Genomic DNA, 15,124 nt, shown 5'->3' with positions numbered 1-15,124 from the left:
TTTAAGCAATATTCTTGGCTTACCCTGCCTTTTTAGCGGTATAATTTTAAGTTTTCCAGTACGGCTTTACGCCCTCAATATTGTGAACAATACACGCTCCCCATTACCTTATCTTGCAACTTCCATAAGCCTTATCCTGCTGATCCTGCTTTCCTTATCATGGGAATTATGGATCGCGCCATTGCGCGAAGGCGGCTCATGGTTGGCACTGAAAGCCCTGCCTTTGTGCTTGCCGTTGACCGGCATTTTGAAAAAACGCATCTACACTTACCAATACAGCTCCATGCTGATTCTGATTTACTTTGCCGAAGCCTGTATGCGCCTGGCAGACACGGCTCTCGCCAGCCGGATTTGCGCCGCCGTTTCCGTATTATTGTGCATTGCCTTTTTCCTCGGCTGCCTTGCATTTATCAAACAACAAAAACACACATCAAAATGACCTACCACACACTTTCAGACGGCCTGACTGAATCTTCAGTGAAAACCTTTTGGCCTTTATGGCTCAGTTTTCTTTGGATTTGTGCCATCCCTTTTCTTTCACTCTACCGAGTCGGCCCATTACCCAGCTTTTATCTGGAAGCCATTTCACTGAGCGGCTCATTGGTACTGACATTGATTAGCGCACACAAAGGCCTGTTGAATATCCGCCTTCCTGCACTCAGTATCGGCTTGTTTGCCATGGCCGCATTTTGGTCGCTCCAAGCGCGCCTCATGCATTCCACCTACCCCGGCATGAGCGATATTACTGTCTGGACCTTTGTCATTTTGGCACTGGGCGCATGGTCGGTGCGGGGCTGGGTAGCAGCTTACGGACAGGAGCGCGTCGTCAGTATCTTTGCTTGGTCTTTATTGATAGGTGCAACCATACAGGCCGTCATCGTCTGGTTGCAATTTAAAGGCTGGTCCAACGTAGAGTGGTTGAACGGCATCATCGCCAGAAGCAGCGGTACCGTAAACGGCCAACTCGGTCAGCGCAATCATTTGGGACATTATTTAATGTGGGGCATTTTGGCAGCTTCCTATTTATGGACGGCGCGCAAAATGTCTAATGCAGCAGGTTTTCTGTTTGTATTGGCTTTGACTGCGACCCTCGGCCTTGTCAACTCGCGCACCATCTTAGGCTACATTGCCGCCCTATTCCTGATTACGCCGTTATGGTTTTGGCGTACCCGTTTCCAACACAAACGCGCACTGTGCATTTTCCTTCTGACCGCCATCCTGGCCGCCGCTTTCCAATTCGGTATGGGCAGCCTGTTGGATTTGTTTGGCAACATCAAATACGAAACCGCTGTCGAACGCGCAGGCACCAGCGGTTTTGAAGGCTCCATGCGCCAAATCGAATGGAGCAAGGCATGGATTGCTTTTCAATCCGCACCTTGGTTCGGCCATGGCTGGAACAGCTTTGCCCAGCAAACCTTCCTGATCAATGCCCAACAACAATACTTCCCCAACAATATCCTCGGCGTACTGTTTACCCATTCGCACAATATCGTCATGCAGTTATTATCCGAAATGGGCATTGCCGGCACCTTGCTTGCAACCTTAACCCTGCTTGCAGCCGTATGGCGACTATCGGGTCGCAACCAAACGCCGTCTTCCTTGTTTTTGCTGACTGCCGCCGCCGTCAGCCTCTGCCACAGCATGCTTGAATATCCACTTTGGTATATCTACTTCCTCACCGTATTTAGCCTGATTCTGTCGTTGACACCCTCTTATCCGAAAGATGTTTCAGACAGCCTTTTATCTACCCGAATCAGGCAGTGGGCAGGCGGTATAGCCGCTTTATCGATATTAATCGGCATGGCAAACCTCAGCTGGGAATATCAAAATCTGACCCAATATAGCCGTGTAGGGAAAACCGATGATCCGCAAACAGTTCAAAACAAAATCGACGGTTTACAGCAGCTCTCCAAAGAAAGCCCCATGCTTGCCTATTACGCCGATTTAAGTTTGAGCAAACGTGCAGACCCGACCGATGCCTACATCCGCCCGTGGGCAGAAGAAGCCGCACTCAAAGCCCTGACCTACCGCCCCTACTCCAACGCCTATCAAGTCGGCCTCTACCTCTACCGACAAGGCAAAAAAGAAGAAGGTGCGCAATGGATGCAGTCAGTACAATATTATTACCCGTATATGATGTATTTCTACGCCGACAAAATACGCAGCCATCCGGTATTCGCCCCTCTATTGCCCAAACTTTTGTCCGATTGCAAAGATTTCATCAATGCACCGAAACACCAAACTGCCAAATCATGCGACAAACCCTGAACAAAACACACCCAATTGTCAGTTTGTCCTTACAGGCCGTCTGAAAATGTAAAGAGCAGCAAGTTTCTATGCAAAAAAGCGCAAAAGCACAGAAAATTACGCTATCAACAAAAGCAGATTGCATGTTAAGATTGAACACAACTCTATTTTAATCGCCGCACCGCCTATTTAGTGCCACGGCGCATACAATCACGAAAAGGAAATTCCATGAGTCGCGTATTACTCGTAGATGACGATGCCCTCTTGACCGAATTGCTGACCGAATACCTGACTGCCGAAGGCCTCAACGTTCATAGCGTTCCCGACGGCGAAGCCGGCGTTCAAGAAATTCTGACCGGACAATACGATGTCGTCGTATTAGACTCCATGATGCCTAAAATGAACGGTTTGGACGTACTGAAAAACGTACGTACCCAAAGCACCGTGCCCATCATCATGCTGACCGCGAAAGGCGACGACATCGACCGCATTATCGGTCTGGAAATGGGTGCGGACGATTACGTACCGAAACCATGCACACCGCGCGAACTCTTGGCGCGTATCAACGCCATCTTGCGCCGTGCGCAACACAGCAACGAACAAAACAACGCGCCTAACAGCATTTCTGTCAGCGACGTCGTTTTGTACCCAGCCAAACGCCAAGCCAGCATCAAAGACACTCCGCTTGAATTGACCAGCACCGAGTTCAATCTGCTCGAAGTTTTGATGCGCCACGCCGGACAAGTTGTCAGCAAAGAGACCCTGTCTATCGAAGCACTCGACCGCAAACTGGCTAAATTTGACCGCAGCATCGACGTACACATCTCCAGCATCCGCCACAAATTGGGCGATGCCTCCCTGATTCAAACTGTACGCGGCTTAGGCTACCTGTTTGTTAAAAACTAAAGATTAAACAGATCAATGAAACTGTTTCAACGCATCTTCGCCACATTTTGCGCAGTCATCGTCTGCGCAATCTTTGTGGCGAGTTTTTCATTTTGGTTGGTACAAAACACCCTCGCCGAAAACCAATTCAACCAACGCCGCACCATCGAAACCACATTAATGAGCAGCATCATCTCCGCGTTTAACTCGCGCGGAGACAGCGGTGCGCGTGAAATTCTTTCGGAATGGAAAAACAATCCGGTTTCCAATGCCGTTTATGTGATTACCGGCGATGATAAAAAAGATATTTTAGGCCGCAACATCGACAGCCTGTCCATCGAACGCGCCCGCATCTTTGCCATCAACAATCCCGAATCCGATTTAGCCCACATCGAATACGACCGTTTCGGCGAAGAATACCTCTTCTTCATTAAAGGCTGGGACAACCATCAAGCCCAACGCCTGCCCAGCCCGCTTTTCATTCCCGGCCTGCCGCTCTCGCCGATTTGGCACGAATTTATCATTCTGTCTTTCATCATCATCGTCGGCCTCTTGATGGCATATATCCTTGCCAACAACATCACCAAGCCCATTAAAATTCTTGGCGGCGGCATGGACAGGGTAGCCAATGGCGAACTCGAAACCCGCATTTCCCAGCAAGTTGACGACCGTGACGACGAATTGTCCCACCTTGCCGTGCAGTTCGACAAAATGGCCGAGAAACTGGAAAAACTTGTGGCCAAAGAGCGTCATTTGCTCCACCACGTTTCTCATGAAATGCGCTCACCACTGGCGCGTATGCAGGCGATTGTCGGCCTGATTCAATCTCAGCCGCAAAAACAAGAGCAATATCTCAAGCGCCTTGAAGGCGAATTGGTGCGCATGGATACTTTGGTCGGAGAATTGTTGACCCTCTCCCGCTTGGAAACTTCCAATATTCCTTTGGAAAAAGAAAACCTCAAACTCGTTCCTTTCCTGACCAACTTGATTGAGGACAACCAAAGCATTGCCCACCAAAACAATCAAAGCGTTACCCTGAGCATTGACCCTAAAATCCCTGAAAATGCCGTAATCAGTGCCAACGAAGGCTATCTATACCGCGCCTTCGACAACGTTATCCGCAACGCCATCAATTACAGTCCGGAAGGCAGCACCATTCAAACCCATATCGGACAAGACGGCAAAAACTGGATTATCGATGTTACCGACAACGGGCCTGGCGTAGATGAAATGCAGCTTCCACATATTTTCACTGCCTTTTATCGCGCCGACTCCAGCGCGCACAAGCCCGGTACAGGTTTAGGGCTTGCCTTGACGCAGCACATTATGGAACAGCACTGCGGTAAAATCATTGCTGAAAATGTCAAACCCAACGGCCTGAGGATGCGCTTCATCCTTCCCAAAAAGAAAGCCGGAGACAAAAAAGAAGTCTAAAAATAAGGCCGTCTGAAACTTTTCAGACGGCCCAAAACACAAATAAGGAACCATCATGAGTGCAACTGCCCAAACCGGCTACTTCTTCATGCCTGAACACATCATCCTCGTCGGCGCCAGCGAACGTCCGCACAGCCTTGGCGAACGCATTTTCAGCCACCTGCTCGGTTCCTCATATCAAGGCAAAATCACCCCCGTCAATCTTCGACACAGCAGTGTCGCTGGCATTCCCTCCTACTCCAGCCTCAGCAAAATCCCGGGCCAAGCCGATTTGGTTGTTGCCGTTATCCCGCCCGATCATTACGACTCGCTGTTCAAAGCCTGCCGTAAAAAAGACCTGCGCCACATTATCCTGATTCAAGATTGGGAAAACCTGCCACCCGAATCCTGCAAAAATGCCCGTTCCATCATTCAAAAATATCACGGCGACGAATTGAACATCACCGTGTGCAACAGCGCAGGCATCCAACTCCCCTCGCTCAACCTCAACATCAGCACCCAAGCCGACTATCCAGCCGGCCATATCGCATTACTGACCGGCCACAGCACCGTCAGCCGCAACATCAACCACCTGCTGAACACGCTGCACCAAGGCATATCGCGCCACATCAGCCTCAACTTTGACCTAAGCCCCACCACATCCGCCGACTGGCTCAACCGCTTCGGCCACAACCGCCATACCAAAGTTGCCGTCATCCACTACAATCCGGCGGAAAACCAACGCGAGCTGTTCAGCGCCATCCGACACTTTACACGCCACACTCCGCTTATCCTGTTGTCCACACACTACACCGACAACACAGACAAAGCTATCCTACGCAGCCTCAGCCGCCATTGCAATTTCCAACCGGTATTCAATACCGCCGAACTGGAAGCAGCCCTAAAAGCCCACCTTTCCGGCATTCCCGTCATTACCAATCCCACCATTCTGTCCGACACGCCGATAGAATGGCTGCGCACTACCGCCAATGCCTGCGAATTGACCCTCGACCTCCCAACCGATGTACCATCCATCCGACAAGGCTGCATCGGCAGCAACCCCACGCCTGCACGCATCCACCGTCTGGCGCTCGAACAATTACAAAATCCGCATACTCAAGCCTTGCTCGGCATTATTTCGCCAGATACGCCGGATGCGTACAGCATTCATCAAACTCTGGATAATTTGACGCAAAAAACCAGCAAACCCATTCTCGTCAGCTATCGTTTTTCAGACGGCCTGACTCGGTTTAACACACCGGAAGAAGCCTTGCTGACACTTTATTTCCGCAATCAAACAGCCTATTTGCAACAGGTGCAAAATACCCCTGCACCAGCCAAAACAGGCCGTCTGAAAACACCCAAAAGCAAAAGCATCGATAAAGCCATTGCATCCGGCCAAACCGAACTGATGGCGGAAGCCCTATACCTGCCTCCGTGCCAAACCCAAAAACACAATGCCGTCCAGTTCCGGTTCAGCCGCCATGTCATTTACGGCAACATCCTTTCCGCCCATTACAATGGCAAAACCGAAGCCGCATTACCTCCATTTACCACGCTCGATATCCAGCGTTTAAGCCAATTTGCAGAACTCGACAACACTTCCATTCTCAATCAATTCTTGCATTCCCTAAACACGCTTATCCACAACAACCAGCATATCGGCGACATCATCCTCAACTACAACGGCAGCCAATACAGCAGCACCATCATTCCCGAAATTGTGGAAAAACCAACCGCGCCGACAACCAAAATCCCCAAAAAAGCCGTCCAAACCTTAGAACAGGCTGCAGCAAAAATGCAAAGCGCCGCCGCCTACCTCCAACAAAAAAATCCGGTCGCAGCCGAATTCCTACGCAACACCGGCGAAGCCGCTTCCGAACTGCTGCACCCTAAAACCGAAACGCCCGAGATACAAAACGTACTCGCCCCTATCCGAGCCAAACCGATACTTTTACCCTGCCCGACGGCAACACACTGCACATCCGCGCACTAGAACCTGAAGATGCCGAAACCAAACAAAAATTTGTCCGCCAATTACCCGCGGCCGACCGCTATACGCGCTTCATGACCCATACCAACGAGTTGCCGCTGCCGACACTCGCACGGCTGACCCGCCCTGATTTCCATACAGAATGCGCATGGTCAGCCTTCGCTTCAGACGGCCGTATCGTCGCAGTCAGCCGTTACAGCCGCATCAATCGTAATGAGTGCGAGTTCGGCATTACTTTAGCACCTGAAGCACGCAAAACTGGCTTGGCAGGCAAAATGATGAGCCTCATTATCCAAACTGCCACACAGCAAGGTTACCAAACCATGAATGCGGAAATCCTCAAAGAAAACACACCGATGCTCAAACTCGCTGAAAAATCAGGATTTACCGTTACCCCGTCGGAAACCGACCGCGGACTGTATCAAGCCAGCCTCGATTTGAACGCATGGCAAAACAGCAACAAAAACAAATAAAAACTTGCATAACCCGTGTGAAATATCCTAAAATTAGCGGTTTCTATATATCCGCATTTTTCAAAAGGACTCAAAATGGTAGTTATCCGTTTGGCTCGCGGCGGCTCAAAACACCGCCCTTTCTTCAACGTAGTCGTAACTGACTCTCGCAACCGTCGTGACGGCCGCTTCATCGAGCGCGTAGGTTTCTACAACCCCGTTGCCAACGAAAAACAAGAACGCGTACGTTTCGACGCAGACCGCATCAACCACTGGGTTGCTCAAGGCGCGAAAGTTAGCGATGCAGTTGCCAAACTGATTAAAGAGCAAAAAATCGCTGCTTAATCAGCTGAAACGACCATGACAGACACTCAAAAACGGGTAGCCATGGGCTACATCAAAGGCGTATTCGGCATTAAAGGCTGGCTTAAAATTGCCGCCAATACCGAATATACCGACAGCCTGCTGGACTACCCCGAGTGGCAGTTGTGCAAGGATGGCAAAACCCTGAATGTTGTGCTTGAGGCAGGTAAAATTGTCAATGGCGAACTTCAGGTCAAATTTGAAGATATAGACGATCGCGATCAAGCATTTGCCTTGCGCGGCTATACCATCGAAATCCCCAGAGAGTCATTCGCCCCTACTGAGGAAGACGAATACTACTGGGCAGATTTAGTTGGCATGACCGTCATCAACAAAGAAAACATCGTCCTCGGCAAAGTCAGCAACCTAATGGAAACCGGTGCAAACGATGTTTTGATGATTAAAGGCGAACACGGACAAATCCTGATTCCCTTCGTCTCCAACTATATCGAATCTGTCGATACCGACAGCAAAACCATTATTGCCGACTGGGGTTTGGACTACTGATGCTGATTCAAGCCATCACCATTTTCCCAGAGATGTTCGACAGTATTGTCGAATACGGCGTTACAGGCAGAGCAAGAAAACAAAATCTTTGGCAGTTTCAAGCCATCAATCCCCGAAAATTTGCCGACAACAAACTTGGCTATATCGATGATCGCCCCTTCGGAGGTGGTCCGGGAATGATTATGATGGCGCCGCCGCTTCAAGCAGCAATTGAAGAAGCCAAAGCAAATTCGCCCAAACCTGCCAAAGTAATTTATCTCAGTCCGCAAGGTCAGCCGCTGACACATAAAAAGGCCGCAGATCTTGCCGAACTGCCCCATCTTATTCTTCTATGCGGACGCTATGAAGGCATAGATGAAAGACTATTGCAAAGCAGTGTGGACGAAGAAATCAGCATTGGCGACTTTGTCGTCTCAGGTGGCGAATTACCCGCCATGATGTTGATGGATGCCGTCTTAAGATTGGTTCCGGGCGTATTGGGCGATATACAGTCAGCTGAACAAGACTCGTTTTCAGACGACCTTTTAGACTGTCCTCATTACACCAAACCCGTAGAATTCCAAGGCATGATCGTTCCCGATGTCTTACGCTCAGGAAATCATGGCTTGATTGCTGAGTGGCGATTGAAACAATCTCTACAACGCACTTTAGAGCGCCGACCTGATTTATTGGAAAAGCGCAGTTTAATCCCAAAGGAATCCCGCCTCTTAAAAGAAATCTTGCAAGAGCAACAGGAAATCCAATCATAACTTAGGAAAAACAAATGAACTTGATTCAACAATTAGAGCAAGAAGAAATCGCTCGCTTGAACAAAGAAATCCCTGAATTCGCTCCAGGCGACACCGTTGTCGTATCTGTACGCGTAGTTGAGGGTTCTCGCAGCCGTCTGCAAGCATACGAAGGTGTTGTTATCGCTCGCCGCAACCGTGGCCTGAACAGCAACTTCATCGTTCGCAAAATCTCTAGCGGCGAAGGTGTAGAACGTACTTTCCAACTGTACTCTCCTACCGTAGAAAAAATCGAAGTTAAACGCCGTGGTGACGTACGTCGCGCCAAACTGTACTACTTGCGCGGCCTGACCGGTAAAGCAGCTCGCATTAAAGAAAAATTGCCTGCTCGCAAAGGTTAATAGCCTTCATCAAAAACCCACTTCAATGAAGTGGGTTTTTTATTTTTATACAATATCTCCTCGTCTTTCTTACACAATCCTGCAAGCCAACCACCATCTCCATTTCACATATAAACTTAAACAGAATCGTAACTCCCTACCTCTTTTAACCTTTATACAAAAGGCCATCTGAAACAAAAGATTCAGACGGCCTTTAATCACATCGGGCGGTTATTTAAACCATCTTGCCAATGCTGGGATACGCGACAACAACATTGTATCCAAAATCCAAATGACAGCGATTGCGGCAATGGCCGTTGGGAAAATCACAGCCAAAATCAAAAGTGGCACAGCCATTGCCCACCATACCGGCAATTTGATTTTCTGTGCAGGAGGAACCAACCCTCGCGCTTCCGAAGGACGGCGTTTCCACCACATCACACAGCCGCTGACACAGATAAAGATAATCGCCAGACAGAACAAGACATTTGCCAATACGCTCCACCAGCCCAGTGTACCCATATGCAAAGCAATACTTGCCGCCATGAATTTACCAAACCAGTTGTAATCATCGAAATGAATATCAGCCAGGATTTTGCCACTGTATTGATCAACGTGTACCGTATGATCCGCAGTCGGACTAATCATATCGTAACTCATTGAGTCTTGCGACAGCGTCCATACACCGGTCTCACCCTTAGGCAAATTAAGCTGATAGCGACCTTTAAAGCCAATTTCGCGCGCAAAGCGGTCAACCGTCTCCAACGTCATCGGCTCACTCGGATTAATGCCGTTTTCACCCATTGTCGTACCGGAAACCGGCATAGGCGTCAGCTCCAAAATCCACGGCACTTCTTTGGATTTACCGTCATTCAGCACATCACCATGGGTTGGTACGGAAGATACCGGATTAGGCTCCACGCCCCATTTACCCGCAGGAAATTGGCTCCACGCCTGAACCACTTTACCGCCCCAAATACCTGCCCAAGCAATACCTGACAGACAGAACAGCAATAAAATCAAAGAAACCCAAGAGCCAAATGCACCGTGCAGGTTGCGCCACCAAGAACGACCTTTGCCTGCTTTAGGCAAAAAAACAGCCTTCAGACTACGCTGTTTTACCCACCACAAATAAATACCGGTCACAATCATGATGATGGTTAGCGACGCAGCGGTTTCCAACAGGTAGTCACCTGTCGCCCCTAGCATAATATCGCCGTGAATTTCATCCATCGTGTGATACCAGCCTTGCCCGCGCGGCATCGTATTCACAACTTTTGCTGTATAGGGATCAACGGCAACCATAGTGGCTTTATCGTCATTGTTTACGCGAAATACGGCAACCATATCATCTGCGCGCGGCGCAATATATTGCACCACAGAGGCAGTTTCCGGATTCACAAACTGTCTGGCAGCTTCAGCCTGAGCCGACAAAGGCTGCACCACTGCCTGCGGCGTAACATGTATGCGTTCGCCTTCTTTACCGGTGATATTGGCAAATAGCAGCATTCCCAACCCTGTAACAGCGAGCAGGGTTAAAAACGGCGCAACCAAAAGTCCGGCATAAAAATGCCATCGCCAAACAGTCAAATAACGGCGGTTAGCCTGTTGTTCATTTTGGGAAGTTGGTTTTGTTTCCATATATTCTCTTTATATAGTTAAAGCAGACTAATTATTACGAATTAGCATCAGACATTTTAATTAAAAATATTCATTTAAGAAACTGTTTTTCCCATGCAGCTTTGAAATACTTCAATATTTAGTTTTCAGGCCGTCTGAAAAAAAAACAAAATAGACAGAAAACAACACTTTACTGAAAATCCGTTTTAATCATTGCGGTTTCGGCAGAATTTGGTAGAATACGGGCATTACTTATTTATCAAGCCGCCAAGCTTTGGCGGCTTGTATTTTTATTTCCAATCCGGCTACCGCTCGTGGCCGGATAAAATTTTAAAAGCATCATCATGCTTTCATGGAGAATTCAATGCAAAAAATCCCTTTGACCGTCCGTGGTGCAGAATTGTTGAAACAAGAACTTCAACACCTGAAAAGCGTAGCACGCCCAGAAGTCATTGAAGCCATCGCCGAAGCACGCTCACACGGCGACTTGTCTGAAAACGCAGAATACGAAGCCGCCAAAGAACGTCAAGGCTTTATCGAAGGCCGTATCGCCGAGTTGGAACACAAACTCTCTATGGCGCACATCATTAACCCTGCTGAAATCCATGCTGAAGGTAAAATCGTGTTTGGCACAACTGTGACACTCGAAGATTTGGAAACTGAAGAACAAGTTACCTACCAAATCGTCGGTGAAGATGAAGCAGACATTAAAGAACGCAAAATCTACGTTGGCTCCCCTATTGCCCGCGCCCTGATCGGCAAAGAAGAAGGCGACGTTGCAGAAGTTCAAGCCCCCGGCGGCGTGCGTGAATATGACATCATTGCCGTGCAATATATTTAAATAAACAAAAGGCCGTCTGAAAACATTTTCAGACGGCCTTTTGTTGTACCTAAAAACACCATAATCAAAGAAAACGAAATCTTCCCAGGAGAAGCATAATGAATCTACCGTACAAAATTATCCAAACCGCTGCCGCCATGTGGCTCGGTATGCAGCTGACCGCAGGCTATGTTACCGCCCCTATCCTATTCCGTCTTTTACCTAAAATGCAGGCAGGAGAAATTGCCGGCATTTTGTTTGCGATTACAGCACTATGTGGCTTAGTTATTTTTGGCGCAGCCTATGCCTTTTTCAGACGGCAACTGGCCTCACTTTCTTGGTGGATCTTGGTACTTTGGCTACTCTTAGCCTGCAACCATCTTTTGGTTACGCCGGTTATCGAGGCACACAAGTACGGACTAGATAACTGGCTGCTGTCCCTAGTTGGCGGAACATTCGGCGTTTGGCACGGCTTGTCCAGTATCATCTTTTTGATTTGTACAATACTCGCCGCTGTTTGCGTATGGAAATGGCCCAAGCCAAACTAATCTGTCTTAATAAAAGGCCGTCTGAAAATAAGTCTTTCAGACGGCCTTTTATTTTGAATCATGAATTCCCCGACTCTTCAATATAAACCATAAAAAAATGCCCTGCATATTGCAGGGCATTTTTCACAAACCGATTAAGGTTTAGCGTAACCGTGAACGCCATTGTAAGGAGCTGGGATCCAACCTTCATCAGTAGCAGGCAATTCGCCTTGACCTTCGATAGTTTGGCCTGGAGCAACTTGACGAGTAACGACGCTGCGGATTTTAACATCAACGCGACGGTCAGGTTCGATACAAGCGATAAGATCAGCACGTTTCTTAGCTTTAGAAACTTTTTTGCCCAATTTAGCAACTTCAGCTTCACAAGTAGCAGTCATGCGAGCTTGAGATTCGCCCAGACCTACTGCAGAGATTTTGCTAGAAGCAACGCCACGACCTACCAAGTAGTTAGCTACTACGTTAGCACGACGCTCAGACAAATCTTGGTTGTATTGCTCAGAACCCATGAAGTCAGTGTGACCTTCAACACGTACAGTTTGTACGCTTTCGTTGCTCAGGCGTTGAGCCAAAGCGTTCAAGTTTTCTTGAGCTTCAGGACGCAGGTTGTCTTTGTCGAAGCCGAACAGAGTTTTAGTAGACAGGGAAACAGTTTCATCAACATACTCAGGAGCTTGTTGTACAGGAGCAACTGCTTCACGATCACCACATTCAACACGGCCTTGGGTAGCTTTGTCGAAGTAGCTGTTTTTCCAGCATTCGCCGTAGTTGTTACGGACGATTTCTTGAGATTGGCTGCTTACGGTGTAACCGTGTTTGGTATGCGCTTCGCTGGCCATTGCGGTGCCAGAGGCAGCCAAGGCAACGAACAATGCGCTTAATTTCAGCTGTTTGGTCATTTTATTCCCTCATCAAATTGTTATGCGGCGGACTAGGAAAGCAACCGCTGCAAAGTACCAATATACAGGCCGCAGTATCAAAACAGCGGCAAATCGGATATATCAGGTTGCACTATAAAGAAGCGCAAGGCAAACTGTCAATACTCGATGCCTTCAAACAATCATGAAGTGCCTGCTTCCTAGTAGTTAATCATGCCGAAAAATCAATCTTGTGTCATTAATTTAGGGCAAAATCAGACAATTCACCTACCTAAAGTTGTACAAAAACAACAAAACCCCTTTCCCTCTTCTTTCCTGAATTTCCTGTTTTCATATCATTAAAAGATATTTTCATTAAAAACAACCATTTTCAAAACTCGGGGCAAAACTGGGCAAAATATGTTAAATTACATGCCGTTTGTCGCACAAAATCCACAATAACAACGTATTCGGTACTGCTACCATGAAACTGCAACAATTACGTTACGCCCTTGAAGTTTACCGGCACAATCTGAATGTCTCCGAGGCTGCCGATGCGCTTTTTACATCCCAGCCCGGCATTTCCAAACAAATCCGCCTACTTGAAGAAGAATTGGGTATCCAAATTTTTATCCGCAGCGGCAAGCGTGTGGTTTCCGTTTCGCAACCAGGCAAAGCCGTGTTAGAAATTTCGGAACGAATTTTGCGCGATGTACAAAACATTAAAAATATCGGCAGCGAGTTTACCGATCATGACAGCGGTTCGCTGACCATCGCGACAACGCATACCCAGGCGCGTTATGCTTTGCCCAAAATCGTTGCGGAATTTGTCAAAAACTACCCTAAGGTCAATTTGACCATCAAACAAGGCAGCCCTCTGCCATTGCGCAAATGGTCAGCAGCGGCGAAGCTGATTTGGCAATTATTACTGAACGCATTGACGATCATCCTGAGTTGGGCAAGCTGCCCTGCTACGAATGGAACCATGCCGTCATTGTTCCGCACGACCACCCTCTTTTGGACTGCCGCAATCCTTTAAGCCTTGAAGATTTGGCTTCTTTTCCACTGGTTACTTACGAATTTGCTTTTAATTCCGGCAGCAGCATCGCGCGTACATTTAATAAAGCGCATATTGAGCAACCTGATGTTGCCTTATCGGCTGCCGATACAGATGTACTGAAGACGTATGTCCGCTTAGGCTTGGGCGTTGGTTTGATGGCTAAAATGGCGTACGATCCCGTTGTCGATCAAGATTTACAGCTTATTGATGCGGCACACTTATTTGAACCGTCGCCCACTTGGATAGCCTTACGCTCGGATACCTACCTGCGCGGTTACGCGTATGACTTTATCCAGATGTTTGCACCGAAACTGACCAGAGAAGTAGTCGACCGCATTCTGTACACGCCGGTCGTGGAAGATTTTTCAATTTAATATCTGACTATCACTTGCGTAACTTAACAATTATTCTTTAATTCTTGTTAAAAAGGCCGTCTGAAATATTTCAGACGGCCTAAGATTCAGATAGCGTGCGAACAACCGGAAACCATTTTCTTCAAGGTTGTCGCATCTAAGATTTTGATGTGCTTGTGTTCAACCGAAATCAAGCCTTCATGATGGAATTTAGACAAGGTGCGGCTGACTGTTTCCAGTTTCAGCCCCAAATAGCTGCCGATTTCCTCACGCGACATCCGCAAGATAAAATCATTGGCGGCGAAGCCTCGTGAATAGAGTCGCTGAGACAGGTTGAGCAAGAATGCTGCCAATCGCTCTTCAGCGCGCATATTGCCCAAAAGCAGCATAACGCCCTGATCTCGGACAATTTCACGGCTCATCAAGCGGAAAAAGTGAGAACGAAGACTGGGAATATCCTGTCCAAGTTCTTCAATATGTGTAAACGGAAGCTCGCATACCTCGCTGTCTTCCAAAGCCACAGCATCACAGCTGTGAATATGGGAACAAATCCCATCCATACCGATCAGCTCGCCCGACATAAAAAAGCCGGTTACCTGATCTCGTCCATCTTGGCTGGCAACTGTTGTCTTAAAGAAGCCCGCACGGATGGCAAACAAAGAGGTAAACGGCTCGCCGGCACGGAACAGGTATTCACCTTTTTTCAGACGGCGGCTTTGACGAATAACCGCATCCAATTGTGAAAATTCGTTAGGCATTAGTCCGACAGGCAAACACAGTTCTCGTAAAGAACATGTGGAACACAAGGTTTTCATTTGATGTGTTGCATTGTGTGTAGCCATAACGCACCTTTAATTTGCTTAATTCTCTCAACCCCTGATTAAGCCGAATAACTATTGAC

The 15,124-nt window shown here is 48.0% G+C and carries 15 protein-coding genes and 1 pseudogene; 13 read left to right on the top strand and 3 right to left on the bottom strand.

All coding sequences use genetic code 11. From position 1 onward, the window contains the following. The first annotated feature begins 82 nt into the window (after positions 1-82). The 10 genes from KCG54_RS02610 to rplS all read left to right on the top strand — a co-directional run bounded on the left by KCG54_RS02610 (position 83) and on the right by rplS (position 8,989). Positions 83-439 (top strand): DUF2069 domain-containing protein, encoded by a 357-nt coding sequence (locus KCG54_RS02610; RefSeq protein ID WP_039862096.1) that lies wholly within the window; start codon positions 83-85, stop codon positions 437-439. Continuing rightward, positions 436-2,268, top strand: coding sequence for a PglL family O-oligosaccharyltransferase (locus KCG54_RS02605; RefSeq protein WP_254324564.1), 1,833 nt, complete (start codon positions 436-438; stop codon positions 2,266-2,268). Before KCG54_RS02610 ends, KCG54_RS02605 begins: the two co-directional genes overlap by 4 nt. A 207-nt stretch (positions 2,269-2,475) precedes the next feature. Next, a complete protein-coding gene (gene misR, locus KCG54_RS02600; protein WP_003748666.1) occupies positions 2,476-3,153 on the top strand; it encodes a two-component system response regulator MisR in 678 nt (225 codons plus the stop codon). A gap of 15 nt (positions 3,154-3,168) precedes the next feature. Then, positions 3,169-4,566, top strand: a complete 1,398-nt coding sequence (locus KCG54_RS02595; protein WP_254324563.1) for a HAMP domain-containing sensor histidine kinase — start codon at positions 3,169-3,171, stop codon at positions 4,564-4,566. A gap of 55 nt (positions 4,567-4,621) precedes the next feature. Next, complete coding sequence (locus tag KCG54_RS02590; protein ID WP_254324562.1) at positions 4,622-6,541, top strand: CoA-binding protein; 1,920 nt, start codon at positions 4,622-4,624, stop codon at positions 6,539-6,541. Next, on the top strand, positions 6,505-7,011 hold the full coding sequence (locus KCG54_RS02585) for a GNAT family N-acetyltransferase (protein ID WP_349306441.1): 507 nt from the start codon (positions 6,505-6,507) through the stop codon (positions 7,009-7,011). Before KCG54_RS02590 ends, KCG54_RS02585 begins: the two co-directional genes overlap by 37 nt. A gap of 75 nt (positions 7,012-7,086) precedes the next feature. Beyond that, a complete protein-coding gene (gene rpsP / locus KCG54_RS02580; RefSeq protein WP_003684452.1) occupies positions 7,087-7,335 on the top strand; it encodes a 30S ribosomal protein S16 in 249 nt (82 codons plus the stop codon). Between the two features lie 15 nt (positions 7,336-7,350). Beyond that, positions 7,351-7,860: a ribosome maturation factor RimM gene (rimM, locus tag KCG54_RS02575; protein WP_254324561.1), complete on the top strand. Its 510-nt coding sequence runs from the start codon at positions 7,351-7,353 to the stop codon at positions 7,858-7,860. Beyond that, a complete protein-coding gene (gene trmD, locus KCG54_RS02570; protein ID WP_254324560.1) occupies positions 7,860-8,609 on the top strand; it encodes a tRNA (guanosine(37)-N1)-methyltransferase TrmD in 750 nt (249 codons plus the stop codon). Before rimM ends, trmD begins: the two co-directional genes overlap by 1 nt. A 14-nt stretch (positions 8,610-8,623) precedes the next feature. Beyond that, a complete protein-coding gene (gene rplS, locus KCG54_RS02565) occupies positions 8,624-8,989 on the top strand; it encodes a 50S ribosomal protein L19 (protein ID WP_003679470.1) in 366 nt (121 codons plus the stop codon). A 210-nt stretch (positions 8,990-9,199) separates the two neighbouring features. On the opposite strand, the gene KCG54_RS02560 is transcribed toward rplS, so the two are convergent. Next, on the bottom strand, positions 9,200-10,609 hold the full coding sequence (locus KCG54_RS02560; RefSeq protein WP_254324559.1) for a PepSY-associated TM helix domain-containing protein: 1,410 nt from the start codon (positions 10,607-10,609) through the stop codon (positions 9,200-9,202). A 343-nt stretch (positions 10,610-10,952) separates the two neighbouring features. Between KCG54_RS02560 and greA the strand changes: the two genes are divergently transcribed. Together greA and KCG54_RS02550 are read left to right on the top strand one after the other, a co-directional pair. Further along, positions 10,953-11,429, top strand: coding sequence for a transcription elongation factor GreA (gene greA / locus KCG54_RS02555; RefSeq protein ID WP_003684304.1), 477 nt, complete (start codon positions 10,953-10,955; stop codon positions 11,427-11,429). A gap of 98 nt (positions 11,430-11,527) precedes the next feature. Next, complete coding sequence (locus tag KCG54_RS02550; protein WP_254324558.1) at positions 11,528-11,956, top strand: DUF4149 domain-containing protein; 429 nt, start codon at positions 11,528-11,530, stop codon at positions 11,954-11,956. A 134-nt stretch (positions 11,957-12,090) separates the two neighbouring features. Here the strand turns inward: KCG54_RS02550 and KCG54_RS02545 are convergent, their stop codons facing one another. Beyond that, positions 12,091-12,852: an OmpA family protein gene (locus tag KCG54_RS02545; RefSeq protein ID WP_254324557.1), complete on the bottom strand. Its 762-nt coding sequence runs from the start codon at positions 12,850-12,852 to the stop codon at positions 12,091-12,093. A 442-nt stretch (positions 12,853-13,294) separates the two neighbouring features. Between KCG54_RS02545 and KCG54_RS02540 the strand changes: the two are divergent. Then, positions 13,295-14,244: pseudogene (locus tag KCG54_RS02540) on the top strand (CysB family HTH-type transcriptional regulator). 86 nt (positions 14,245-14,330) lie between these two features. Here the strand turns inward: KCG54_RS02540 and fnr are convergent. Further along, positions 14,331-15,065 (bottom strand): fumarate/nitrate reduction transcriptional regulator Fnr, encoded by a 735-nt coding sequence (gene fnr / locus KCG54_RS02535; RefSeq protein ID WP_039862092.1) that lies wholly within the window; start codon positions 15,063-15,065, stop codon positions 14,331-14,333. Between the last annotated feature and the right edge of the window lie 59 nt (positions 15,066-15,124).

This window comes from Neisseria subflava (genome assembly GCF_024205705.1).
Taxonomy (GTDB): domain Bacteria; phylum Pseudomonadota; class Gammaproteobacteria; order Burkholderiales; family Neisseriaceae; genus Neisseria; species Neisseria subflava_D.
This window is presented reverse-complemented; position numbering and strand designations above follow the sequence as displayed.